Genomic DNA, 16,801 nt, shown 5'->3' on the forward strand with positions numbered 1-16,801 from the left:
GTTCAAATGTTGATATATAAAAATACCCACAGCGTTTGTTGTGGGTATTTTTATATCTGGCAGTCGCTGCGTGCTAGTTACAATCTTCAACCGTGGCTTTAAACACTGAGCCGTTTTTAGACTCAAAGCCAGGCAATAACTCTACTCTGTTTTTTGCTGTATAATCAATTTTGCCTGTAGCTTGTATCTTCTGTGTACTCTGAATAATCTGCTTACTCTGATACGGCGATTGTGTGTTAGCCACCGAATTTGTGAGGAATAAACTATTAGGGAAACAAGACGATACAGTAATGTTTTTAGGTGTTGAGCTTACACTACAATAAACTGTTTTACACTGCACACTATAAGATGTTGTGGCAGGCGGGCTCACTACAAGCGGATTGGTAGTTGCCCCCGTAGACCACAAATAAGTGGTATTACAACCCGAACCAGTTAGTGTTACACTTTCACCCGGACGAACTTGGGTAACTGAAGTTGTTATGGTAGGCGTAGTAGGTAACGGAAAAGTTGACAAGTTTATGATAGGGCTAAACAATGTCTTTTTCGAAGGCTTTCGGGCAGATGCTGCAAACCGTGCAGGCGCAACCGTAACCGAATTTGTATTGGGAAGGGTTGTCCAGTTCAGTCGCTCATAACCAGCCGGAGGCAAGAATGTATAGTTACAACAACCACTAGAATTACGGCCTCTTGCTTCATTATCAGTGTTATCACGATTTGACCAATAATACTGGCTATATGAACCCGGTACAGTTAAAGTAATAGGCGACGACGGATTATTAGGACTACACGCCAAAGTTATTGCCAACAAAGGCGACGGCATCATTGGATTTGAATTGTTAAAGAAATCATTATTCATACTGGCATCCCAGGCATTGGCAAACTCTATCTGTCCTGCATAGGTATCAAAGTGAATACCGTCTGAGCGATATGGCCCGCCTTGAAACTGGTCAGTATTGGGGCCTGCAAAAACATTAGGTACTGGCGGCACACTGTATCCGTTAACATAAAAGCCTGAAATAAGGGCATCTTGCCCAATAATTACATTAATATGTTCTCCCGGATTTACAGAAGCACGAGCCACTACCCAAGCCAGATCGCTATGCTCTGAGTTTTCACGGGTTTTGTTAATTACATCCTTAACATTGTTGTAGTAAGTCTCAAAGAAAGTATCGGGGTCACTTTCTCCCTGATGCCAAAGCACTGCTCTTAGCCCGGTAAGACTCGCATAAATAGATACTGAGTTTTCAAGTGCACGATAAGGGGCACCATGGTCTCGGCGTATCCAATCAGGGCCATCAAACGGTAAGCCTTGTGACGATTTACTCCATTGGTCACTTGAGGTTCCGCCATGCCCTGCACCATAAAAGAGCACAGGTACATTTAGCCTCTGAACCAGCAAATCGCCTAACCTTCCCCATGCCCAGGGTACGTAATGAAAGGGTCCTATGGCTGTGGAATCGCCTGTTAGTTTTGAAAACCCTATTGGTAATCTGTTATAGTCAGAATAGGCATCTGTATAATCAATAGTACTTACTCTATCATCATTTGCTGAAGTGCTAACGCCTGCTCCACCTTGCGCATTCGACTGCCCGGCTATAGCAAATACTTCTCCTACACCTACACGTTCTATTATTTTGCCATCAACCAGATTGTTGTTTTTATAAGCGTTTACTTCAAGCTGATACCACCCGCCTTGCACAGTAAGAGTACCCGAAAAATAGCCGTTAGAGGGATTATTCTGAATGACCGTCCAGTTAGTAGACGTACCAGAACCACTCCACTTGGGTACTACTCTGGCTTCGATTCTGTCAACCTCTGACAGATAAGTGCCTGCAATAGTAATAGTCCCCTGATTAGCGTTATTACGTTGGAACACCATTCGTTCCATAGGGTGAGATAAAACAATCTGAGCCGTAGTTTTAAAGCTTAAAAACGTAATGGCTAGACAAATTCTGACAAAGATGCGATTGAACAACATATTGATTATAAAAGGCTAATAAAGTTGTAAAGACTTATACACCATGACAGTAAGCCTACTATTTAGGTTGTAATTCTATACAAATGTAAGAAAAATTTATAGTGGAAATGAAACTTTCCCCATTGATACACTTGGTACTCCTTTCCGTGAGCCAAAATCTGTTTTGCCACCAACTAGTGCTTCGTTGGCTAGGGTGGCAAATAAAACAGCTTCTTTGGCATCGCCCGAAATACCCAAATCATCAGTCAGTAAAAATTCAAATTCGGGGAGTAGTTCTTTCAAAAACTGCATAATCAATGGGTTATGTACTCCACCGCCACTACCGTAAATCTTAAATGTATCAGGATTTACCGAATAGTCAGGCAGTTGAATAACCAGTTTACGGATAGCCTCAGCAATAGTTTCTGCCGTGAACCTGCATAAAGTAGCCAATAGGTCTTCGTCAGATAATTGGTGAGTATTACTTTTTTGCTGTGCCCTAAGCATATATTCCAGATTAAATAATTCGGGGCCAGTAGTTTTCGGAAAAGGTTTCCCAAAAAACTCATCTTGCTTAAGTGCGTGTAAAAGTGCTTCATTTACTACACCACGTTTGGCAATCCGGGCATCTTCATCATAGGGTATGTTAAAGAAATTCTTTACATAAGCATCAATTATTGTATTACCCGGGCCTGTATCTGTGGCAAATACTTCATTGGCATCCAGATTCCCAGCCAGATATGTAAAATTGGCTATGCCGCCCATGTTAAGCAGAATTCGGTTTTCGCCTCGTTTCGAAAAAATCAGGTAGTCGCCATATACTGCCAACGGAGCACCTTCGCCGCCTGCAGCACAATGTTTCTGTCTGAAATCAGAGAGCGTAATAATTCCTGTCTTTACGGCCAGATGGTCACCATCGCCAATTTGAAGCGTCGCATTCGGAAACTTATCAATTCCATGCAGAATTTTAGGTGCATGAAACACCGTTTGCCCGTGGCTAGCTATTACGTCAATGTCCTCTGCATTTATACCTCTTTTTGCCAGAAAATCGTTCACAAGTTGCCCATGCAAGTTCCCTATCCAAGGATTCAACAAGCATAATTGTTGAAAATCGATTTCCTTTTTAGCAAACACTTTTCTTATTTCATCTTTTATACCTTCCGAAAAACTGATAGTGTCAAAGTCAGATACAGTTATTTCGGTATCGCCCCCACTATTTTTGAATTTACATACGGCTATATCCAATCCGTCCATCGATGTGCCCGACATCAAGCCGATAATTGTTCTTTCTTCCTTTTGTGCAATAGCATACAGTTTTTCTATGTTCTGATTCATCTGCTTTATGGTGTTTGCTCCTGATACTTTCAGACTACAAAATTAACTATCTGAGTTAAATAAATGCTTAATAATATTGTTTGCTTAATGCTTATCTTTACTCGTTCCTTTTACTCACCTTCTGATTACCATCTATGAAAAAACTCTTATTTAGCCTCATTATTATATTTCTTGTCTTTTTAGGCATATTCTTTTATTTGCGCAGCCGCTTACAAGACGACTCCGTACCACTAGCTGAAAGTTTTTCAGGCGAAAAAGTTATGTTCATTTTCCCTCACCCCGACGATGAAATCACAAGCGCAGGCACGCTGAAACTATTAGATAATGAGGGCATAGAAACCAGCCTGATTACCTTTACCCGTGGAGAAGCCGGCAGCTCAAATGGTATGGTAACAGAGACCGATTCTGCAAAAAGAAAACTCGCTTTAGGCGAAATAAGATTTAGAGAATTAAGTGCAGTAGGGCAATTGCTTGGTATAGATAACCAGGAAATTCTGAATTTCCCTGATAGCGACATTAAGAACCTATCGCCTGATTCGCTTAAAAGTATAATACGCCAGAAAATAGCCCGCTATCAACCAAGTATCCTGATTACCTACGATGATGTTATCGGACTATATGGCCACCCCGACCACAGGCTGATAGCTCAATATACGAAAGAGATTTTTTTAGCAGAAAGAGGTAAAAGTGGTTTTCCTGTAAAAAAACTTTACCAGGTTACCTTACCAAAACCGATGATTGAAACAGCCATGAAGATTTCGGATAGTTTTAAACGGAATTTTGGTTCAGGAGCAATATTGCCTACGCCAACTATGGCATTTAAAATAAGTAAAGTAGGCGACTTTAAGAAACAAGCCATGCTTTTGCATGTTTCTCAAAGACCTACTTTCAACGATATGCAACCTTATTTTGACAAAATACCTGTCTGGATATATTACCGTATTTTTGATAAAGAGTACTTTGCCGAAGTAAAATAACTATTGATTTTCATAAATCCAGGTCAGAATCTTCTCTACTTCTTTACGCACCTTGGTTGTTGACTGATTGAAGTTGTTGTTCATAAAACTCACAGCCAGGGTTTTGCCTTTTTTAGTAAGCAAATACCCGCTCAGGTTGTAAACGCCGCTAAACGAACCTGTTTTGGCAAATATAAAGGGGCGGTCGGTGGTTTTATAGCCATTCTTTAATGTACCCGATTGCCCGCCTATAGGCAATATTGAGTAGAGTTTTTCTTGTGGCACATCGGCACGTAATTTTTCTAAAAGCTTTACGATTGAGCGAGGTGTAAAAAGATTATACCTTGATAAACCAGAGCCATCAACCCATTTGGGTGCATCGGGTAAATCTTGCAGGTATTTTTCGGTGATAGTCTTAATTACAAACGAAGAGTTCAAAGAGTCTTTTATTACAGTACCACAAAGTAAAAGCAAATGCTCAGCCAGCATATTGTCGCTTTCCTGCATCATAAGGCGATATACATCTTCTGAGGTAGTGCTATACAAGGTTTTGGCCTCTCTAGGCACGGGTATATGTAGCAACCCTACGTTTTTACGTAGCGTGTCTATCAATAATTGCTGGGTTAAACCAGTAGATGTTTTAAAAGGAATATCTTGGGTATAGCTGCTCTTCTGCAACATAGATTTAGGCAACAAAAACAAATTATCTGTCTGAATACGGACAATACTTGTCCCTTCGTCTTTTTTGTAAAAACTATTCTGAAAAATAGTCGGTTGTGGTGAAAACTCTTCTTTATCAATATTTATTCTAACTACGTTTCCGTACATAGGCAAGGGTGATATTTCGGCCGAATAATAATCATTATAATCGTCCCATGCCCAGCCTGCACCCATTGATGTATTTGTAAAATTACCATCTGAGAAAAAGAACAACTTACTGCGTTTATAGCTTTTCAAAAACTCAAACACCTTTGAATTTTTCAGGTCATGGTGAAAAAACGTAGGGTCGCCTGTTCCCCAGAAAATCAACGAGTCTCCACTGATTACGTACCTCAAAGCCGGGATTGAATCCCCCAGAGTTTTAACGCTACTATAATAAGTAAATAGTTTGGTATTTGATGCAGGCGTAAAATATCTATCAGCGTTTCTTTCAAAAAGTGTTTTCTTCTGGTCTACATCATAAATGGCCATGCCCGTAAAGTTATGCGCAAATACCTGCGAAGTATCTATAAGCTTGGCATAAGGTTTTTTGTTTGCTAATTTCTGAGAGGTAGTACAAGAGATTCCGATAAATGCTAAAAAGGCTAATAAGATGAGTTTCTGCATACTTTTTATTTTTTTGCGAATTTACATCAAGATTAACCTGATTTGCAATCTTTATTTTAGTGTATGCTATGATAATTAAACATTAGTCTCATTTTTTTATTTAAAGGAATAAACTTACAGTATTCAGCTTGTTAAAATAATAAAACCACTCCTGTACAGAAGTGGTTTTAGATTAACTATCTGATATTTTTACTTATCTGTTTACTACAAAACGCTTTACAATTGTACCGTTTTCGGTGTACAAACGCACTAGATATGAGCCGGCGTTAAAATCACTAACATCAATTTTCTGGTTAAATGTATTGATGTCGGTAATGTATTCTCTGGTCATTATTCTTTTGCCATTTGTACCAAATACCTCCATTGTAACACGTCCCGGCTTTGCCAGCGTAGTAGTAACTTGTATTTCGTCAGGCGATGGGTTCGGCGATATTGTAGTTGCTCTTTCTAAACCTGGCTCTACTGCCAAAATAGGCGGTGGTGGTGCAAATTGTATCTTTAGGTTATCAATAGCCCAGCCCCAGCCGTGGTATAGCTCGTCGGAGAACAAACGGAAACGAAGCAAAACTATATCTCCTCCTGCAAAATCACCACTTCTAAGCATTTTTATTGTTCTTGTACGGTACATTGAAGAAGTTCCGACAGCTTTTGAGTCTTGTGTATTAATCACACCATTAGTGCCAATAACACTGCCCGACACCACGTCGCTTTCAAATGCACGTTGCCATACACTATTGCTTCTTGCATCGTAACCGTCTTCAAAAGGAATCCAGGAAATACCACCATCATACGAGCCTTCTACTACTACATAATCGTAGAAATCTGATTCTCCAAAAACAGAGCCTGACTCCCCTGGCTCTACAAGCACTACTTCATCAAATGTAATATTAGCAGAGTCTTGTTGTGATTTCAGTTCAATTGGCTTGAGGAATAAAACCATAGTATTAGACTGAAAATTTTCGTCTCCGCCGTTTTTATATGGGTGAGCCGAGTGCAGCGCACCATCACTAAAACCCGTTGGTTGTGTAATACTCCAGCCGCCAATACCTGCAAAATCTTCGTTTGGTGTATTAAAGTCAGCACTGTACTGCAAAACTGGTGTTTCGGCAGTAAGGTCGGTTACAACAAATTCAAAATAATCTGGCGATAACCTTACATTCTGGCCGGGTGTATTATAGTAAGCTGGCAATACACCTTTGTTTTTGTTTTTTGAGTTGTCTACTGCTACAAGACGATACAACACGTGGTCACCTTTTTGCAAATCACCAAAAATTGCTTTTCCAAGATACGCATATACATCGTTTCTACCTTGCGAGTAGCTTGGGTCATCAGTTAACGGATTATATTTTTTCAAGCCTATAGGAGCCATTTGCTGGCCATTTACCATATATTCTACATATACAGTATCAATGCCATGCTCAAAGCCATCTTCAGCATTCAGGAAAATATCAGGTTTTGTAGATGATGATACAAATGTGATTGGAAGAGCAGAAATAAATGGGGGCTCTATATCGTCTCGTCCAACTTGAAAACCATAATATCCTTGTATTGGAGCCTCGGCAGGCGCTGTATTTTTACGTTTATAGTTATCTTCTACTACCATATAATATCTGATAACAGAACCCGCTCTTGAAACCGGAACAACAGCCGTATAATCGTTAGTAACACCTACCCGCTTCAAATCCAGAACCTTTGCATTAGCCATTATTGTGTCGTTCTCGGTATAATACAATTTTGCCGTGTTTGCAATCAGCGTAGTATCGCTTAAGATTGTGGCTTTTATGGTTACACTTGAAACGAAATTCTCGACATTCTTATTAGGCGTATGGAGCAACGATGTTCCTTTCCAACCCATATCAGCAAACATATTCAATACCAGAGGGCCGGGGTCACGCACTACCTCTCTGAATTTTGCAACCGAGGTCATCAATGAGTTCGGATTACCCGATGTATAGGTATTATCATCAACATGCGAAGTGCTCGAACCTGCCTGATAAGTGCTAGGTGCATAAAGGCGTGGTTTTTCGTCACCTTTAGCGTCAGAAATCGGGCTATTAAAGAACAAATTATTGCCGGTAAGTTGTTGGCGTAAAGCAGCTGATGGGTTCGGAAAAATACCGGTATCAATTAACAACTGGTTTGTATTGTTTTCTACAAAGTGGTCAAAAATAAATGGTGAACCTGTTTCATAACCCCACGCTGCAGTAGTTGTAGTAGCTGTTGAGCGCAACGACGACGTAAAGCCTAAACCATGACATAACTCATGTAGTACAATAGATGCAAAGTCGAACTCATTACGGCCGGGCGTACTTGTACCCAGATACCAAGGTGCAGAACTATTAAACTCAGCTACAATATCAGGTTCATTAACTGAGTTGAGTTCTTGTCCTGCTATTTTTTCTGCTAGCGCAATTGGGTACCAGGTACTTGCTTTTTGTTGACCTGGGAAATTTCTTGTAAAGTCAGCAGGGCTGGCTTGGCCCAAAATAGTTCCGCTTACACCATCACTATCAATCGGATGCCAGATTGCCTGAATACGGATAGGCACAGGCGAGGTAATAAGGTTAGACCATATATCTACTGCTAACTGGAAAGCTGCTTTTGCTGCCGGAGTAAAACCTGTATAATCTACTATAAAGGTTGCTTTGGCGGTAGAGCGTGCTCTTCGTCCACTCAGATACTCTTGTATTTCCTTAGCCGGCGGAACATAAGTATTGGCATCAACATACATACCCGGACACACAATCATCTTCCCCTTCATAAATTCAATTTTATTAGGGTTAGGCTTTGCTAGGTCTTCATGGCGTGGTTTAGCGGTTTTCTGGGCAATTGCTGACATTACCAAGAAACATAGTAAGCCAGAAAGGTAAATTTTTCTCATAATTCTTTTAGCATCAATTCCTGTTTCGCAGGGTCATAAAAATATACGTAATACAAGGGGCTAAGGTTGCTCTGAATTTTTATACAAGGTATAAATTCTAACGAATATAATAACGTTTTTGTTAAGCTAATATTAGAAATAGACCCCGAAGTGTTTTTTAACGGTAAATTTTCTGAACAATCCATTTTAAATCATATACACTCATTTAAGTATCGGATTAACACGCCTAAAGCTTATCTTTGCATTATAGACGGAAACTGCGCTTTGAGAGATGCAAGCATCAAAAGAAATATTATTAAAATACTGGCAATATGATTCGTTTCGCCCTTTACAAGAAGACATTATTAATTCTGTACTGGCCGGAAACGATACTTTGGCGATTCTGCCAACTGGCGGAGGTAAATCAATCTGTTTTCAGGTGCCGGCCTTGCAAATGGAAGGCGTGTGTATTGTTGTTACACCGCTCATTGCTTTAATGAAAGACCAGGTAGAGCAACTGAAACGAAGGGGAATAAAGGCCGCAGCCATATACTCTGGCATGCACCGTACCGAGATAGATTATACACTTGATAACTTTGTTTATGGCGACTATAAGTTTCTCTATGTTTCGCCCGAGCGCTTGCTCACCGAAATAATGCAGGAGCGCACCAAACGCATGAAGGTATGCTTGCTGGCTATTGACGAAGCGCATTGTGTATCGCAATGGGGTTATGATTTCAGGCCACCTTACCTGAAAATCCCTGATTTCAGAAAGTTTGCACCTAATGCCCCCATGATTGCCCTTACAGCAACGGCAACAAAAGATGTAAAGCAAGATATTCAGCAAAAACTGGGTTTACGCAATACAAAGCTATTTCAGCAGAGCTTTGCACGGCCTAATATCTCATATTCGGCTTTTTGTGAAGAAAGCAAAGAACGCAAACTCTTTGATATTCTGCAGAAAGTTCAAGGTTCGGCCATAGTCTATGTCAGAAGCCGCAGACGCACCAAAGAAATTTCGGATTGGCTGAATAGAAACAGAATAAGCTCCGAATTTTATCATGCCGGCTTGGCCATGAAAGACCGTTTCAGGAAACAGGAAGCATGGATAAAAAATCAGGTAAGGGTTATAGTAGCTACCAATGCCTTTGGTATGGGTATAGACAAACCCGATGTGCGGGTGGTAGTGCACCTTGACCTACCCGAAAATCTTGAGGCTTATTATCAGGAATCGGGACGTGCAGGGCGAGATGGACTAAAGTCTTATGCGATTATCCTTTACTTTAAATCTGACCTGGTAGACATATACAAGCAGATTGAGCAGAAATATCCGCCTATCGAAAACCTGAAACGTGTGTATCAGGCATTAGCTAATTATTTCAAACTGGCTATTGGTGCCGAGACTTTTGAAAGCTATGATTTCGATTTTCAGGAATTTATCGGCACATTTGGTCTGGCAGCTAATGATACGCACAACGCTTTGAAAAAACTCGAAGATGAAGGGCTCATACAACTTAGCGATTCTTATTTTAGTCCTTCGAAACTGCTTTTCAAGGTAGACAATCATGCTTTGTATAATTTCCAGATTAAGAATGCGAGTTACGATAAATTTACCAAGATACTATTAAGAATGTATGGCGGGCAGTTGTTCAGCGATTTTACAACCATATCAGAAACGGCCATTGCCCGAAACTTCTTTGCGCAAATACCCGAAATAGAAAAAATGCTGGAATTTCTGCATCAGACGGGCATAGCCACGTATCAGAAACAAAAAAGCACCCCTCAGTTGACTTTCCTGACAGCTCGACAAGATGCTGATTATCTGGCTATTGATAGAGCAGAATTGGAACGCCGAAAAAAGAAAGACCTTGAGAAAGTTGACGCAGTGGTGCAATTTGCACAAGAAGAGCGCCGATGCCGTATGCAGTTTTTGCAGCAGTATTTTGATGAATTTACCGAAGCTACCTGTGGTATATGCGATAATTGCCTGAAACAAAAGAAACGTGATGTACCACTTGAGGTTTACGCAAAGTATCGGCAGAAAATATTAGAAATTCTTCCAGCTAATGTTATTCAGGTAGTAAATTATAGCTTTTTCAACAACAAAGAATTTGTAACTGAGGTAATCAGACGAATGATTGAAAATGAAGAAATATGGTATAGCGAACTAGGAATATTACAAAAGAAATAAAATCTTATGTCAGAATTTACTCATATTGATGCCTCAGGCAACCCCTCGATGGTTGATGTAAGCGAGAAGAAGATAAGCAAGCGATTGGCTAAAGCCCGTAGCATTGTGGTTTTAGACGAAGCCATTCTCGAAAAACTACAGAACGACGAGATTCACACCAAAAAAGGACCCGTTTTTCAGATAGCTATCATTGCCGGAGTAATGGCCGCCAAACGCACAGGTGACTTAATACCGCTTTGCCACCCACTTGGGCTTGAAAACTGCCAACTTACCATTGCACTAAATGAGCAAAAAGAAGTAGTAATAGAATGCACGGCCTCACTTACCGGAAAAACAGGGGTAGAAATGGAAGCATTGACAGGGGCAAGCATAGCTGCACTAACTATTTATGACATGTGCAAGGCTTTCTCGCACAATATCGTTATCAAAGAAACCCGTTTGGTTGAGAAATCGGGAGGTAAACGAGATTTTAAATTAGATACCTGATGAACGGACTCATTCTGATAGGAGGAAAAAGCTCACGCATGGGGACGGATAAAAGCCTGCTCGATTATCATGGTGTATCTCAAAGAGAATATCTGTTTCAATTGATGAGTAAATTCTGCAAAGAAGTCTATTTTTCGTCTCGGCAAGAGCAAGGGCTTTCAGAAAATGTAATTATTGACACCCTTGCTATCAGCCCTATCAGTGGTATTCTATCGGCATTTGAATACGACAACAAAACAGCATGGCTGGTATTGGCTTGCGATATGCCTTTGGTATCGGCAGGAACCCTTGCTTTGTTAATTGCACACAGAAACGCCGATAAAGTAGCAACGGCTTTTTATAACCCCGAAATAAGCGCACCGGAGCCACTTATTACGATTTATGAACCCCAAGCCTACCCATTACTAACAACATACATAAAAGAGGGACATAAAAGCCCCAAAGTTTTTCTACAAAATAACGATGTAACGCTCATTCACCTAGAAGAAAATCTCTTTCTAAAAAATGTGAATACGAAGGATGAGTTTGAGGGTTTTCGGGTAAATAAGCTTAATTGATAGTATATCTCAAATTAAAAACAATGCTTGGTATTTTGTAATGATAAATCCCGTATCCTCTATATATCTTTTCACTTGCATTATAATTTATGTCAAGACCTACTTTTTTATAACTAATACCCGCACCTATCACTCCACCTACATTACTTTTGTCAAAAGTATAATCATTTGAGGTGTATTTCTCTATTATTGGATACGAATATCTCTGTTTGAAATAAACTGCGGCATCATCTAAAACTCTTTGAGTAGGAGGAGTATCCCAATACTTAATAGATTCTATATTTACATTATGTTTAACCTCATTCTCCCAAAAAACTCCTCCATAAATATTTACTTTCCATTTAGGTCTTTGAATAATATCGACATGAAGAGAAAGCGGAATTTGTATGTCTATTAACTCATGATTGTACTTAATATCATGTAACAGATTATAATCTTTTACACCATCAATATAAGTAGTAAAATTAGTGCTACTAAATCTTCTGAATGAAGTATTTGATACTCTTGAAAGTACGTTTATACCAGCTTCGAGGTATATTTTTTTAGCAATATAAGCATTAACATAAGCGCCAAAATTATAAGAAACAGACCTTTTATAACTCTTACCAAAAGGCATAAAATTACTAGGTTTTTCGGGGGGAGTAATTTTACTAAGGTTAGCGCCGCCATAAACTCCAAACAATACTTTCCGTTTTTTTTCTTGGGCAAAACTCTGGTTTTGAAGATAAATCATACAGCAAAGCACAGCAAGCAATTGCTTTAACAAAGGCAATTTTTTCATTTTAAGGTAATCTAAAGTTTTATAGTTAATAATCAGTCACATCATTAAGGCGTAGCCGATACCCATACTTCACCATCTTCAAAAATCTCTTTTTTCCAGATAGGTACAGTTTCTTTCAGGGTATCAATCACAAATTCACATGCATCAAAAGCAGCTTTACGGTGTGCCGACGAAACGGCAATTACAACAGGCACTTCGCCAATAGCTAAAGTACCCACCCGGTGATGTACCGAAATTTTTTTGAGTGAGAATTGCTCAACAGCTTGCTCGGCAATCTTCCGCATTTCAGAAATAGCCATAGGTTCATAGGCTTCAAAATCGAGCCTTACCACCGTTTTACCTTTGGTTTGGTTACGCACCGTTCCGACAAACACTACAATGCCTCCTGTATCGGGTGTTTTTACGAAATCGAGGCATTCTTGTTCCGAAAGTGGCTTGTGCAATAATTGTATATCTATCATTTTTTATGTCTTGCTATTATCCGCCACTCACAGGCGGTATCAACACTATTTCGTCGTTTTCATTCAAAGTCATTGTGTCTTCGGCATATTCTTCGTTCAACGCAATCCTGAGCGACTTCAATGTTGCGAAGCCAGGAAACTGCGTTGATAGGTGTTGTTTCAAATCTGCAACGCTTGCATTTGCCGGAAGCGAGAGCTTATATTCAAACTGACCGATAATATCACGCGTGATACCAAAACACAATACTTTCAGATTCATTTTCTATCTTTTTAATTCCTGAACGCTAAAACCAACTATTCAATTTCTTTCCAGCCAATTATTTTGTTGCTTTTCTCCTTTTTTGTAAGCCGATTTTCTGTTAGATAAAATCTTTGTAAAAAAGCAGGTCGTTTCCCTTATAATTTCTACTCAGATAAGTATTTTTGTTAGAAATCTTTTCAAATTTAATCGTGCTTTATCAGAATGAAAAAACTACTTACTTTTATTTTTATAATTGGCTTTCTGGCAGATACTTTTTCACAGAAAGTACAAGATTTTAGCAAATATTTTAAAGACAAAAGTCTTGAAGGAGACTTCTTTTTGTATGATTATAAAAAGAAACAATACACTGTAAGCAACGAAACCGAGTTTTTGAAACAAACCTCACCTGCATCTACTTTTAAAATTCCAAACTCACTTATAGCCTTAGAAACTGGCGTTATTAAAGATGAAAACGAAGTGATAAAATGGAATGGAGAAAAACACTCAAGAGAAGTATGGAATGCCGACCATGATTTAAAGAATGCTTATAAAAATTCAACAGTCTGGTTTTATCAGGAACTTGCCCGACGAATTGGCGAGAAAAACTATAAACAATACCTGAACACCTGCAACTATGGCAATAAAGACATAAGTGCCGGATTAACTACATTCTGGCTTGGGTCTAGCCTGGCTATATCGCCTAAAAATCAGTTAGAGTTTTTAGTGAAATTGTATGAAGAAAAACTACCGTTTTCTAAAAGAACATTTAACATTGTGAAGAAAATTATGATTCAGGAAGAAACCCCTGAATATACGCTAAGAGCCAAAACAGGTTGGGCCAATACCCCTCCTAAAGATATAGGCTGGTATGTAGGCTATGTACAAAAGAAAGACAATATCTATTTTTTTGCAACCAGAATATACAAACCTGTAGAAAAACAAATGCCTGAATTTGCCCCTGCCAGAATCGAAATCACAAGCAATATTTTAAAAAGTCTTGGCATTTTATAAATAAAAGCCCCCTATGCTTTAGCTAATATTATAAAGTAGGTTTCTCTCTGAAACATACAAGCTTAATAAAATAAGCAAAATAACACTCAGATAAACCTCTGTATGAAGTTTATAAACAAGCAGAAGCGGTGTTTATCTTTCTTGCTTTTTAGACAGGATATAATGTAAATACTATTAGTATTTTATCACATCCGCAAGTAACCGAATAGATTATTCTTCGGTTTTCAGATACCCCCAATTTTCGCCCGAGCGTATACGATTCAGTTGTGTATGTGTAATACCAAACTGTTTCGCTATCATTTTCAGACGGGTATTTTCGTTCTGAAGCATCTTTTTTATCATTCTGACCTTCGTTTCGGTCAATTTGTAGTTTTTGGTGTTTCTAGGAATTGGTTTGTTTTTCACCGCTGGATTCTCTCGGTTATGCTCTACCATTTCGTCTTTTGTAACCCACTTAAGGTTTTCAAAATGGTTGTTCATTTTATCATAGTCAAGATGAATAACAAACTTATGGTCGGGGCTGTCTCTTTTTACAAAAGTTTCAGCAACCAGTTTATGTATATAGCGGTTAAACGTTTTTCCTTTAGGTAATCTTACGTTCAGTGACCTGTATCCCTGAATAACCGAGCCTTTGATAATTGTACCTTTAGCATCGTTTTGCAAACTGCGAAGCCGGCCAAAATTTGAGACCTCGTAACGGGGCGGATTTTCAACCCCCTCCACATCAATGACAACTGGTGTCCATCGTTCTGCCCAAAGGGCATTTTTTTCACTATTCAGTCCTCTATTCATCACAAAAATTATATAATTATTTAATCTTAACTATGCACAATGAATGTAAAAAAGTATGCCAGCAGCAAAATGTGTACAACTCTCAACAGTTAGGATTATCTTCGCATATAACAACATTTTATTAAAAAAAATTGTTTTAAAATATAGCCTTAATGTAAAATAAGGAACAAAAGTACCTTATATAGGTGTTTTTTATTAACAATAACACAACAAATGCAATGTCAAAAAAAACTTTAGTAATAGGCGCATCCACCGACCCATCACGTTATGCTTTTTTAGCTGCCAACAGATTATTGAGTCATGGGCATACAATTGAACTCATAGGCCGAGACCAAGGGCAAATAGGAGGCAACGAAATACACACAACAAAGCCTGCATTAGCGGGTGTTGATACAGTAACGATGTATATAAGCCCGAAACGCCAACCTGAGTATTATGACTATATTGTAGGCTTAAAACCTAAAAGGGTTATATTTAATCCGGGGACAGAAAACCCTGAATTTGAAGCTTTACTTACTCAGAATAAAATTGAACCTCTGGAAGCTTGTACGCTTGTGATGCTTTCTACAGGGCAATATTAATACTATGCTCTTACAAAGCCGGTAATGACCGTATATTTTTGGCTTACTTTTTACTGAGTGGTAACTATACCTGGGTTGCCATACGTCCCTCAAAGCCCAGCATAAGCAGTTGCTCATACGCTGTCCATACTTCGTCGGGTATTTCCATCGGTATCAGAAATCCTTTAGCCGGATAAATCTTTAATCGTTGTAGGTCGCCTGTCATATTACTTATTACCCGCTCCTTGCTGATACCTTCTTTGAGGCAACGGGTCAGGTAAGAATCATAAGTATCGGGCAGAGCCGAAACAACAAAGTCGTACTCCTTAAACTGTACCATTGCCGTGGCATAAGTCCGGCGAATCATATAAGGCTTTTGTATCAATATAAAACTGTTGAAATTCAGCTTACGGTCTTTCAGTAGTTTTTTAGTAAATATAAAGTTCTCACCGGTATTAGTAGCCGCATTTTCGAGCAGAATAGCCTCAGCAGGCACACCGTGGCGCACGGCAATATCAAAAAAAGCTTCGGCTTCTGATTTAGGCTCTGTATTTCTTAATTCACCTATTGGCCGCACTACCCCTCCCGAAAAAATAATATAAGAAGCAAAACCCTCGTTATAGAGTTGAGCGGCATAATCGGCCACGCTGGGGTCGTGGCTACCCAACACAAAAATACAGTCAGCTTTTTTGAGTGGCTGTTTCAGGAAATGATAGTCAAACAGAAGACGAGCGTAATCGTCAATAAGGTTTTCGTCCATTTATCAATATTTTTTACCTATGGGCAAAATTATAGATTATCGTTTCAATTTATTGATACTTTTACTACATAATTTCGTCAGAAGTTAAGTTTTTGATTCACTAACAAAATCAATTTAATACAATGGTAAACGCAAAACACTTAGCTACGTTTGTGCTCGGAGCAGCCGCAGGAGTAGCTTTACACAAATATTTACAAACCGAAGAAGGAGAAAAAGCACTGGCAGACTTAAAAGACAAGGCCAATCAGTTTAAAGGCGAAGCCGAAGGAGCAATTGATAAAGCCCCTGAGTACTTCGAAAAACTGAAAACAGAAGGTGCTGAGGCATTAAAACAGTATTTTCCGGGAGCAGAAAAATTCTTACAAGATTTGTTCGGCGGTAAAACTACTGAAAACCCAACTCCGCCAAGCGAACCACAGGTATAAAAAACAAACATGAGTCATCCCGAATTTTAGGATGCTATGAAAAAAAGAACCTTCTGGTTAAATTTGTGAATCACTACAAACGCAAATTTTTACCAGAAGGTC

General features: G+C 39.1%; 16 protein-coding genes. 7 read left to right on the top strand and 9 right to left on the bottom strand.

What is annotated here, in order from left to right; all coding sequences use genetic code 11:
* Positions 1-73: 73 nt before the first annotated feature.
* Both WAE64_RS23380 and WAE64_RS23385 read right to left on the bottom strand, forming a co-directional pair.
* Positions 74-1,978, bottom strand: coding sequence for a 3-coathanger stack domain-containing protein (locus tag WAE64_RS23380; RefSeq protein WP_340240389.1), 1,905 nt, complete (start codon positions 1,976-1,978; stop codon positions 74-76).
* 96 nt (positions 1,979-2,074) lie between these two features.
* Complete coding sequence (locus tag WAE64_RS23385) at positions 2,075-3,292, bottom strand: anhydro-N-acetylmuramic acid kinase (RefSeq protein WP_340240391.1); 1,218 nt, start codon at positions 3,290-3,292, stop codon at positions 2,075-2,077.
* A 134-nt stretch (positions 3,293-3,426) separates the two neighbouring features.
* Here WAE64_RS23385 and WAE64_RS23390 point away from each other — a divergent pair, with 134 nt between their 5' ends.
* Entirely contained in the window at positions 3,427-4,269 is an 843-nt protein-coding gene (locus tag WAE64_RS23390) for a PIG-L deacetylase family protein (RefSeq protein ID WP_340240393.1), read from the top strand.
* Here WAE64_RS23390 and WAE64_RS23395 read toward each other — a convergent pair whose 3' ends face one another.
* Positions 4,270-5,574 (bottom strand): D-alanyl-D-alanine carboxypeptidase/D-alanyl-D-alanine-endopeptidase, encoded by a 1,305-nt coding sequence (locus tag WAE64_RS23395; RefSeq protein ID WP_340240395.1) that lies wholly within the window; start codon positions 5,572-5,574, stop codon positions 4,270-4,272. It abuts the gene before it with no gap.
* Between the two features lie 193 nt (positions 5,575-5,767).
* Positions 5,768-8,455, bottom strand: coding sequence for a T9SS type A sorting domain-containing protein (locus WAE64_RS23400; RefSeq protein ID WP_340240397.1), 2,688 nt, complete (start codon positions 8,453-8,455; stop codon positions 5,768-5,770).
* A gap of 271 nt (positions 8,456-8,726) precedes the next feature.
* Between WAE64_RS23400 and WAE64_RS23405 the strand changes: the two genes are divergently transcribed.
* The 3 genes from WAE64_RS23405 to WAE64_RS23415 are packed head-to-tail and all read left to right on the top strand — an operon-like array spanning position 8,727 to position 11,668.
* Positions 8,727-10,625, top strand: coding sequence for a RecQ family ATP-dependent DNA helicase (locus tag WAE64_RS23405; RefSeq protein WP_340240399.1), 1,899 nt, complete (start codon positions 8,727-8,729; stop codon positions 10,623-10,625).
* Between the two features lie 6 nt (positions 10,626-10,631).
* Complete coding sequence (moaC, locus tag WAE64_RS23410) at positions 10,632-11,111, top strand: cyclic pyranopterin monophosphate synthase MoaC (protein WP_340240401.1); 480 nt, start codon at positions 10,632-10,634, stop codon at positions 11,109-11,111.
* Complete coding sequence (locus WAE64_RS23415) at positions 11,111-11,668, top strand: NTP transferase domain-containing protein (RefSeq protein ID WP_340240403.1); 558 nt, start codon at positions 11,111-11,113, stop codon at positions 11,666-11,668. Before moaC ends, WAE64_RS23415 begins: the two co-directional genes overlap by 1 nt.
* On the opposite strand, the gene WAE64_RS23420 is transcribed toward WAE64_RS23415, so the two are convergent.
* The 3 genes from WAE64_RS23420 to moaD are packed head-to-tail and all read right to left on the bottom strand — an operon-like array spanning position 11,661 to position 13,169.
* Complete coding sequence (locus tag WAE64_RS23420) at positions 11,661-12,449, bottom strand: outer membrane beta-barrel protein (RefSeq protein WP_340240405.1); 789 nt, start codon at positions 12,447-12,449, stop codon at positions 11,661-11,663. The genes WAE64_RS23415 and WAE64_RS23420 overlap by 8 nt on opposite strands.
* A gap of 44 nt (positions 12,450-12,493) precedes the next feature.
* Entirely contained in the window at positions 12,494-12,910 is a 417-nt protein-coding gene (locus tag WAE64_RS23425; protein ID WP_340240407.1) for a molybdenum cofactor biosynthesis protein MoaE, read from the bottom strand.
* Between the two features lie 16 nt (positions 12,911-12,926).
* Positions 12,927-13,169, bottom strand: a complete 243-nt coding sequence (gene moaD / locus WAE64_RS23430; RefSeq protein ID WP_340240409.1) for a molybdopterin converting factor subunit 1 — start codon at positions 13,167-13,169, stop codon at positions 12,927-12,929.
* 204 nt (positions 13,170-13,373) lie between these two features.
* Between moaD and blaOXA the strand changes: the two genes are divergently transcribed.
* Positions 13,374-14,162: a class D beta-lactamase gene (blaOXA, locus tag WAE64_RS23435; RefSeq protein ID WP_340240411.1), complete on the top strand. Its 789-nt coding sequence runs from the start codon at positions 13,374-13,376 to the stop codon at positions 14,160-14,162.
* A 210-nt stretch (positions 14,163-14,372) separates the two neighbouring features.
* Here blaOXA and WAE64_RS23440 read toward each other — a convergent pair whose 3' ends face one another.
* Entirely contained in the window at positions 14,373-14,954 is a 582-nt protein-coding gene (locus WAE64_RS23440) for an NUMOD4 domain-containing protein (protein ID WP_340240413.1), read from the bottom strand.
* A 218-nt stretch (positions 14,955-15,172) separates the two neighbouring features.
* Between WAE64_RS23440 and WAE64_RS23445 the strand changes: the two genes are divergently transcribed.
* Positions 15,173-15,535: a CoA-binding protein gene (locus WAE64_RS23445; RefSeq protein ID WP_340240415.1), complete on the top strand. Its 363-nt coding sequence runs from the start codon at positions 15,173-15,175 to the stop codon at positions 15,533-15,535.
* Between the two features lie 64 nt (positions 15,536-15,599).
* Here the strand turns inward: WAE64_RS23445 and WAE64_RS23450 are convergent, their stop codons facing one another.
* A complete protein-coding gene (locus tag WAE64_RS23450) occupies positions 15,600-16,274 on the bottom strand; it encodes a YdcF family protein (RefSeq protein ID WP_340240417.1) in 675 nt (224 codons plus the stop codon).
* 122 nt (positions 16,275-16,396) lie between these two features.
* Between WAE64_RS23450 and WAE64_RS23455 the strand changes: the two genes are divergently transcribed.
* Positions 16,397-16,699 (top strand): YtxH domain-containing protein, encoded by a 303-nt coding sequence (locus WAE64_RS23455; RefSeq protein WP_340240419.1) that lies wholly within the window; start codon positions 16,397-16,399, stop codon positions 16,697-16,699.
* The last annotated feature ends 102 nt before the right edge of the window (positions 16,700-16,801 follow it).

The organism is Emticicia soli (genome assembly GCF_037860775.1).
Classification (GTDB): Bacteria; Bacteroidota; Bacteroidia; order Cytophagales; family Spirosomataceae; genus Emticicia; species Emticicia soli.

Coding starts and splice junctions, on each gene's coding strand:
- WAE64_RS23380 (WP_340240389.1), bottom strand. CDS start 1,978: ATGTTGTTCAATCGCATCTTTGTCAGAATTTGTCTAGCCATTACGTTT.
- WAE64_RS23400 (WP_340240397.1), bottom strand. CDS start 8,455: ATGAGAAAAATTTACCTTTCTGGCTTACTATGTTTCTTGGTAATGTCA.
- WAE64_RS23405 (WP_340240399.1), top strand. CDS start 8,727: ATGCAAGCATCAAAAGAAATATTATTAAAATACTGGCAATATGATTCG.
- WAE64_RS23385 (WP_340240391.1), bottom strand. CDS start 3,292: ATGAATCAGAACATAGAAAAACTGTATGCTATTGCACAAAAGGAAGAA.
- WAE64_RS23455 (WP_340240419.1), top strand. CDS start 16,397: ATGGTAAACGCAAAACACTTAGCTACGTTTGTGCTCGGAGCAGCCGCA.
- WAE64_RS23420 (WP_340240405.1), bottom strand. CDS start 12,449: ATGAAAAAATTGCCTTTGTTAAAGCAATTGCTTGCTGTGCTTTGCTGT.
- WAE64_RS23390 (WP_340240393.1), top strand. CDS start 3,427: ATGAAAAAACTCTTATTTAGCCTCATTATTATATTTCTTGTCTTTTTA.
- WAE64_RS23445 (WP_340240415.1), top strand. CDS start 15,173: ATGTCAAAAAAAACTTTAGTAATAGGCGCATCCACCGACCCATCACGT.
- blaOXA (WP_340240411.1), top strand. CDS start 13,374: ATGAAAAAACTACTTACTTTTATTTTTATAATTGGCTTTCTGGCAGAT.
- WAE64_RS23450 (WP_340240417.1), bottom strand. CDS start 16,274: ATGGACGAAAACCTTATTGACGATTACGCTCGTCTTCTGTTTGACTAT.
- WAE64_RS23395 (WP_340240395.1), bottom strand. CDS start 5,574: ATGCAGAAACTCATCTTATTAGCCTTTTTAGCATTTATCGGAATCTCT.
- WAE64_RS23425 (WP_340240407.1), bottom strand. CDS start 12,910: ATGATAGATATACAATTATTGCACAAGCCACTTTCGGAACAAGAATGC.
- moaC (WP_340240401.1), top strand. CDS start 10,632: ATGTCAGAATTTACTCATATTGATGCCTCAGGCAACCCCTCGATGGTT.
- WAE64_RS23440 (WP_340240413.1), bottom strand. CDS start 14,954: ATGAATAGAGGACTGAATAGTGAAAAAAATGCCCTTTGGGCAGAACGA.
- WAE64_RS23415 (WP_340240403.1), top strand. CDS start 11,111: ATGAACGGACTCATTCTGATAGGAGGAAAAAGCTCACGCATGGGGACG.
- moaD (WP_340240409.1), bottom strand. CDS start 13,169: ATGAATCTGAAAGTATTGTGTTTTGGTATCACGCGTGATATTATCGGT.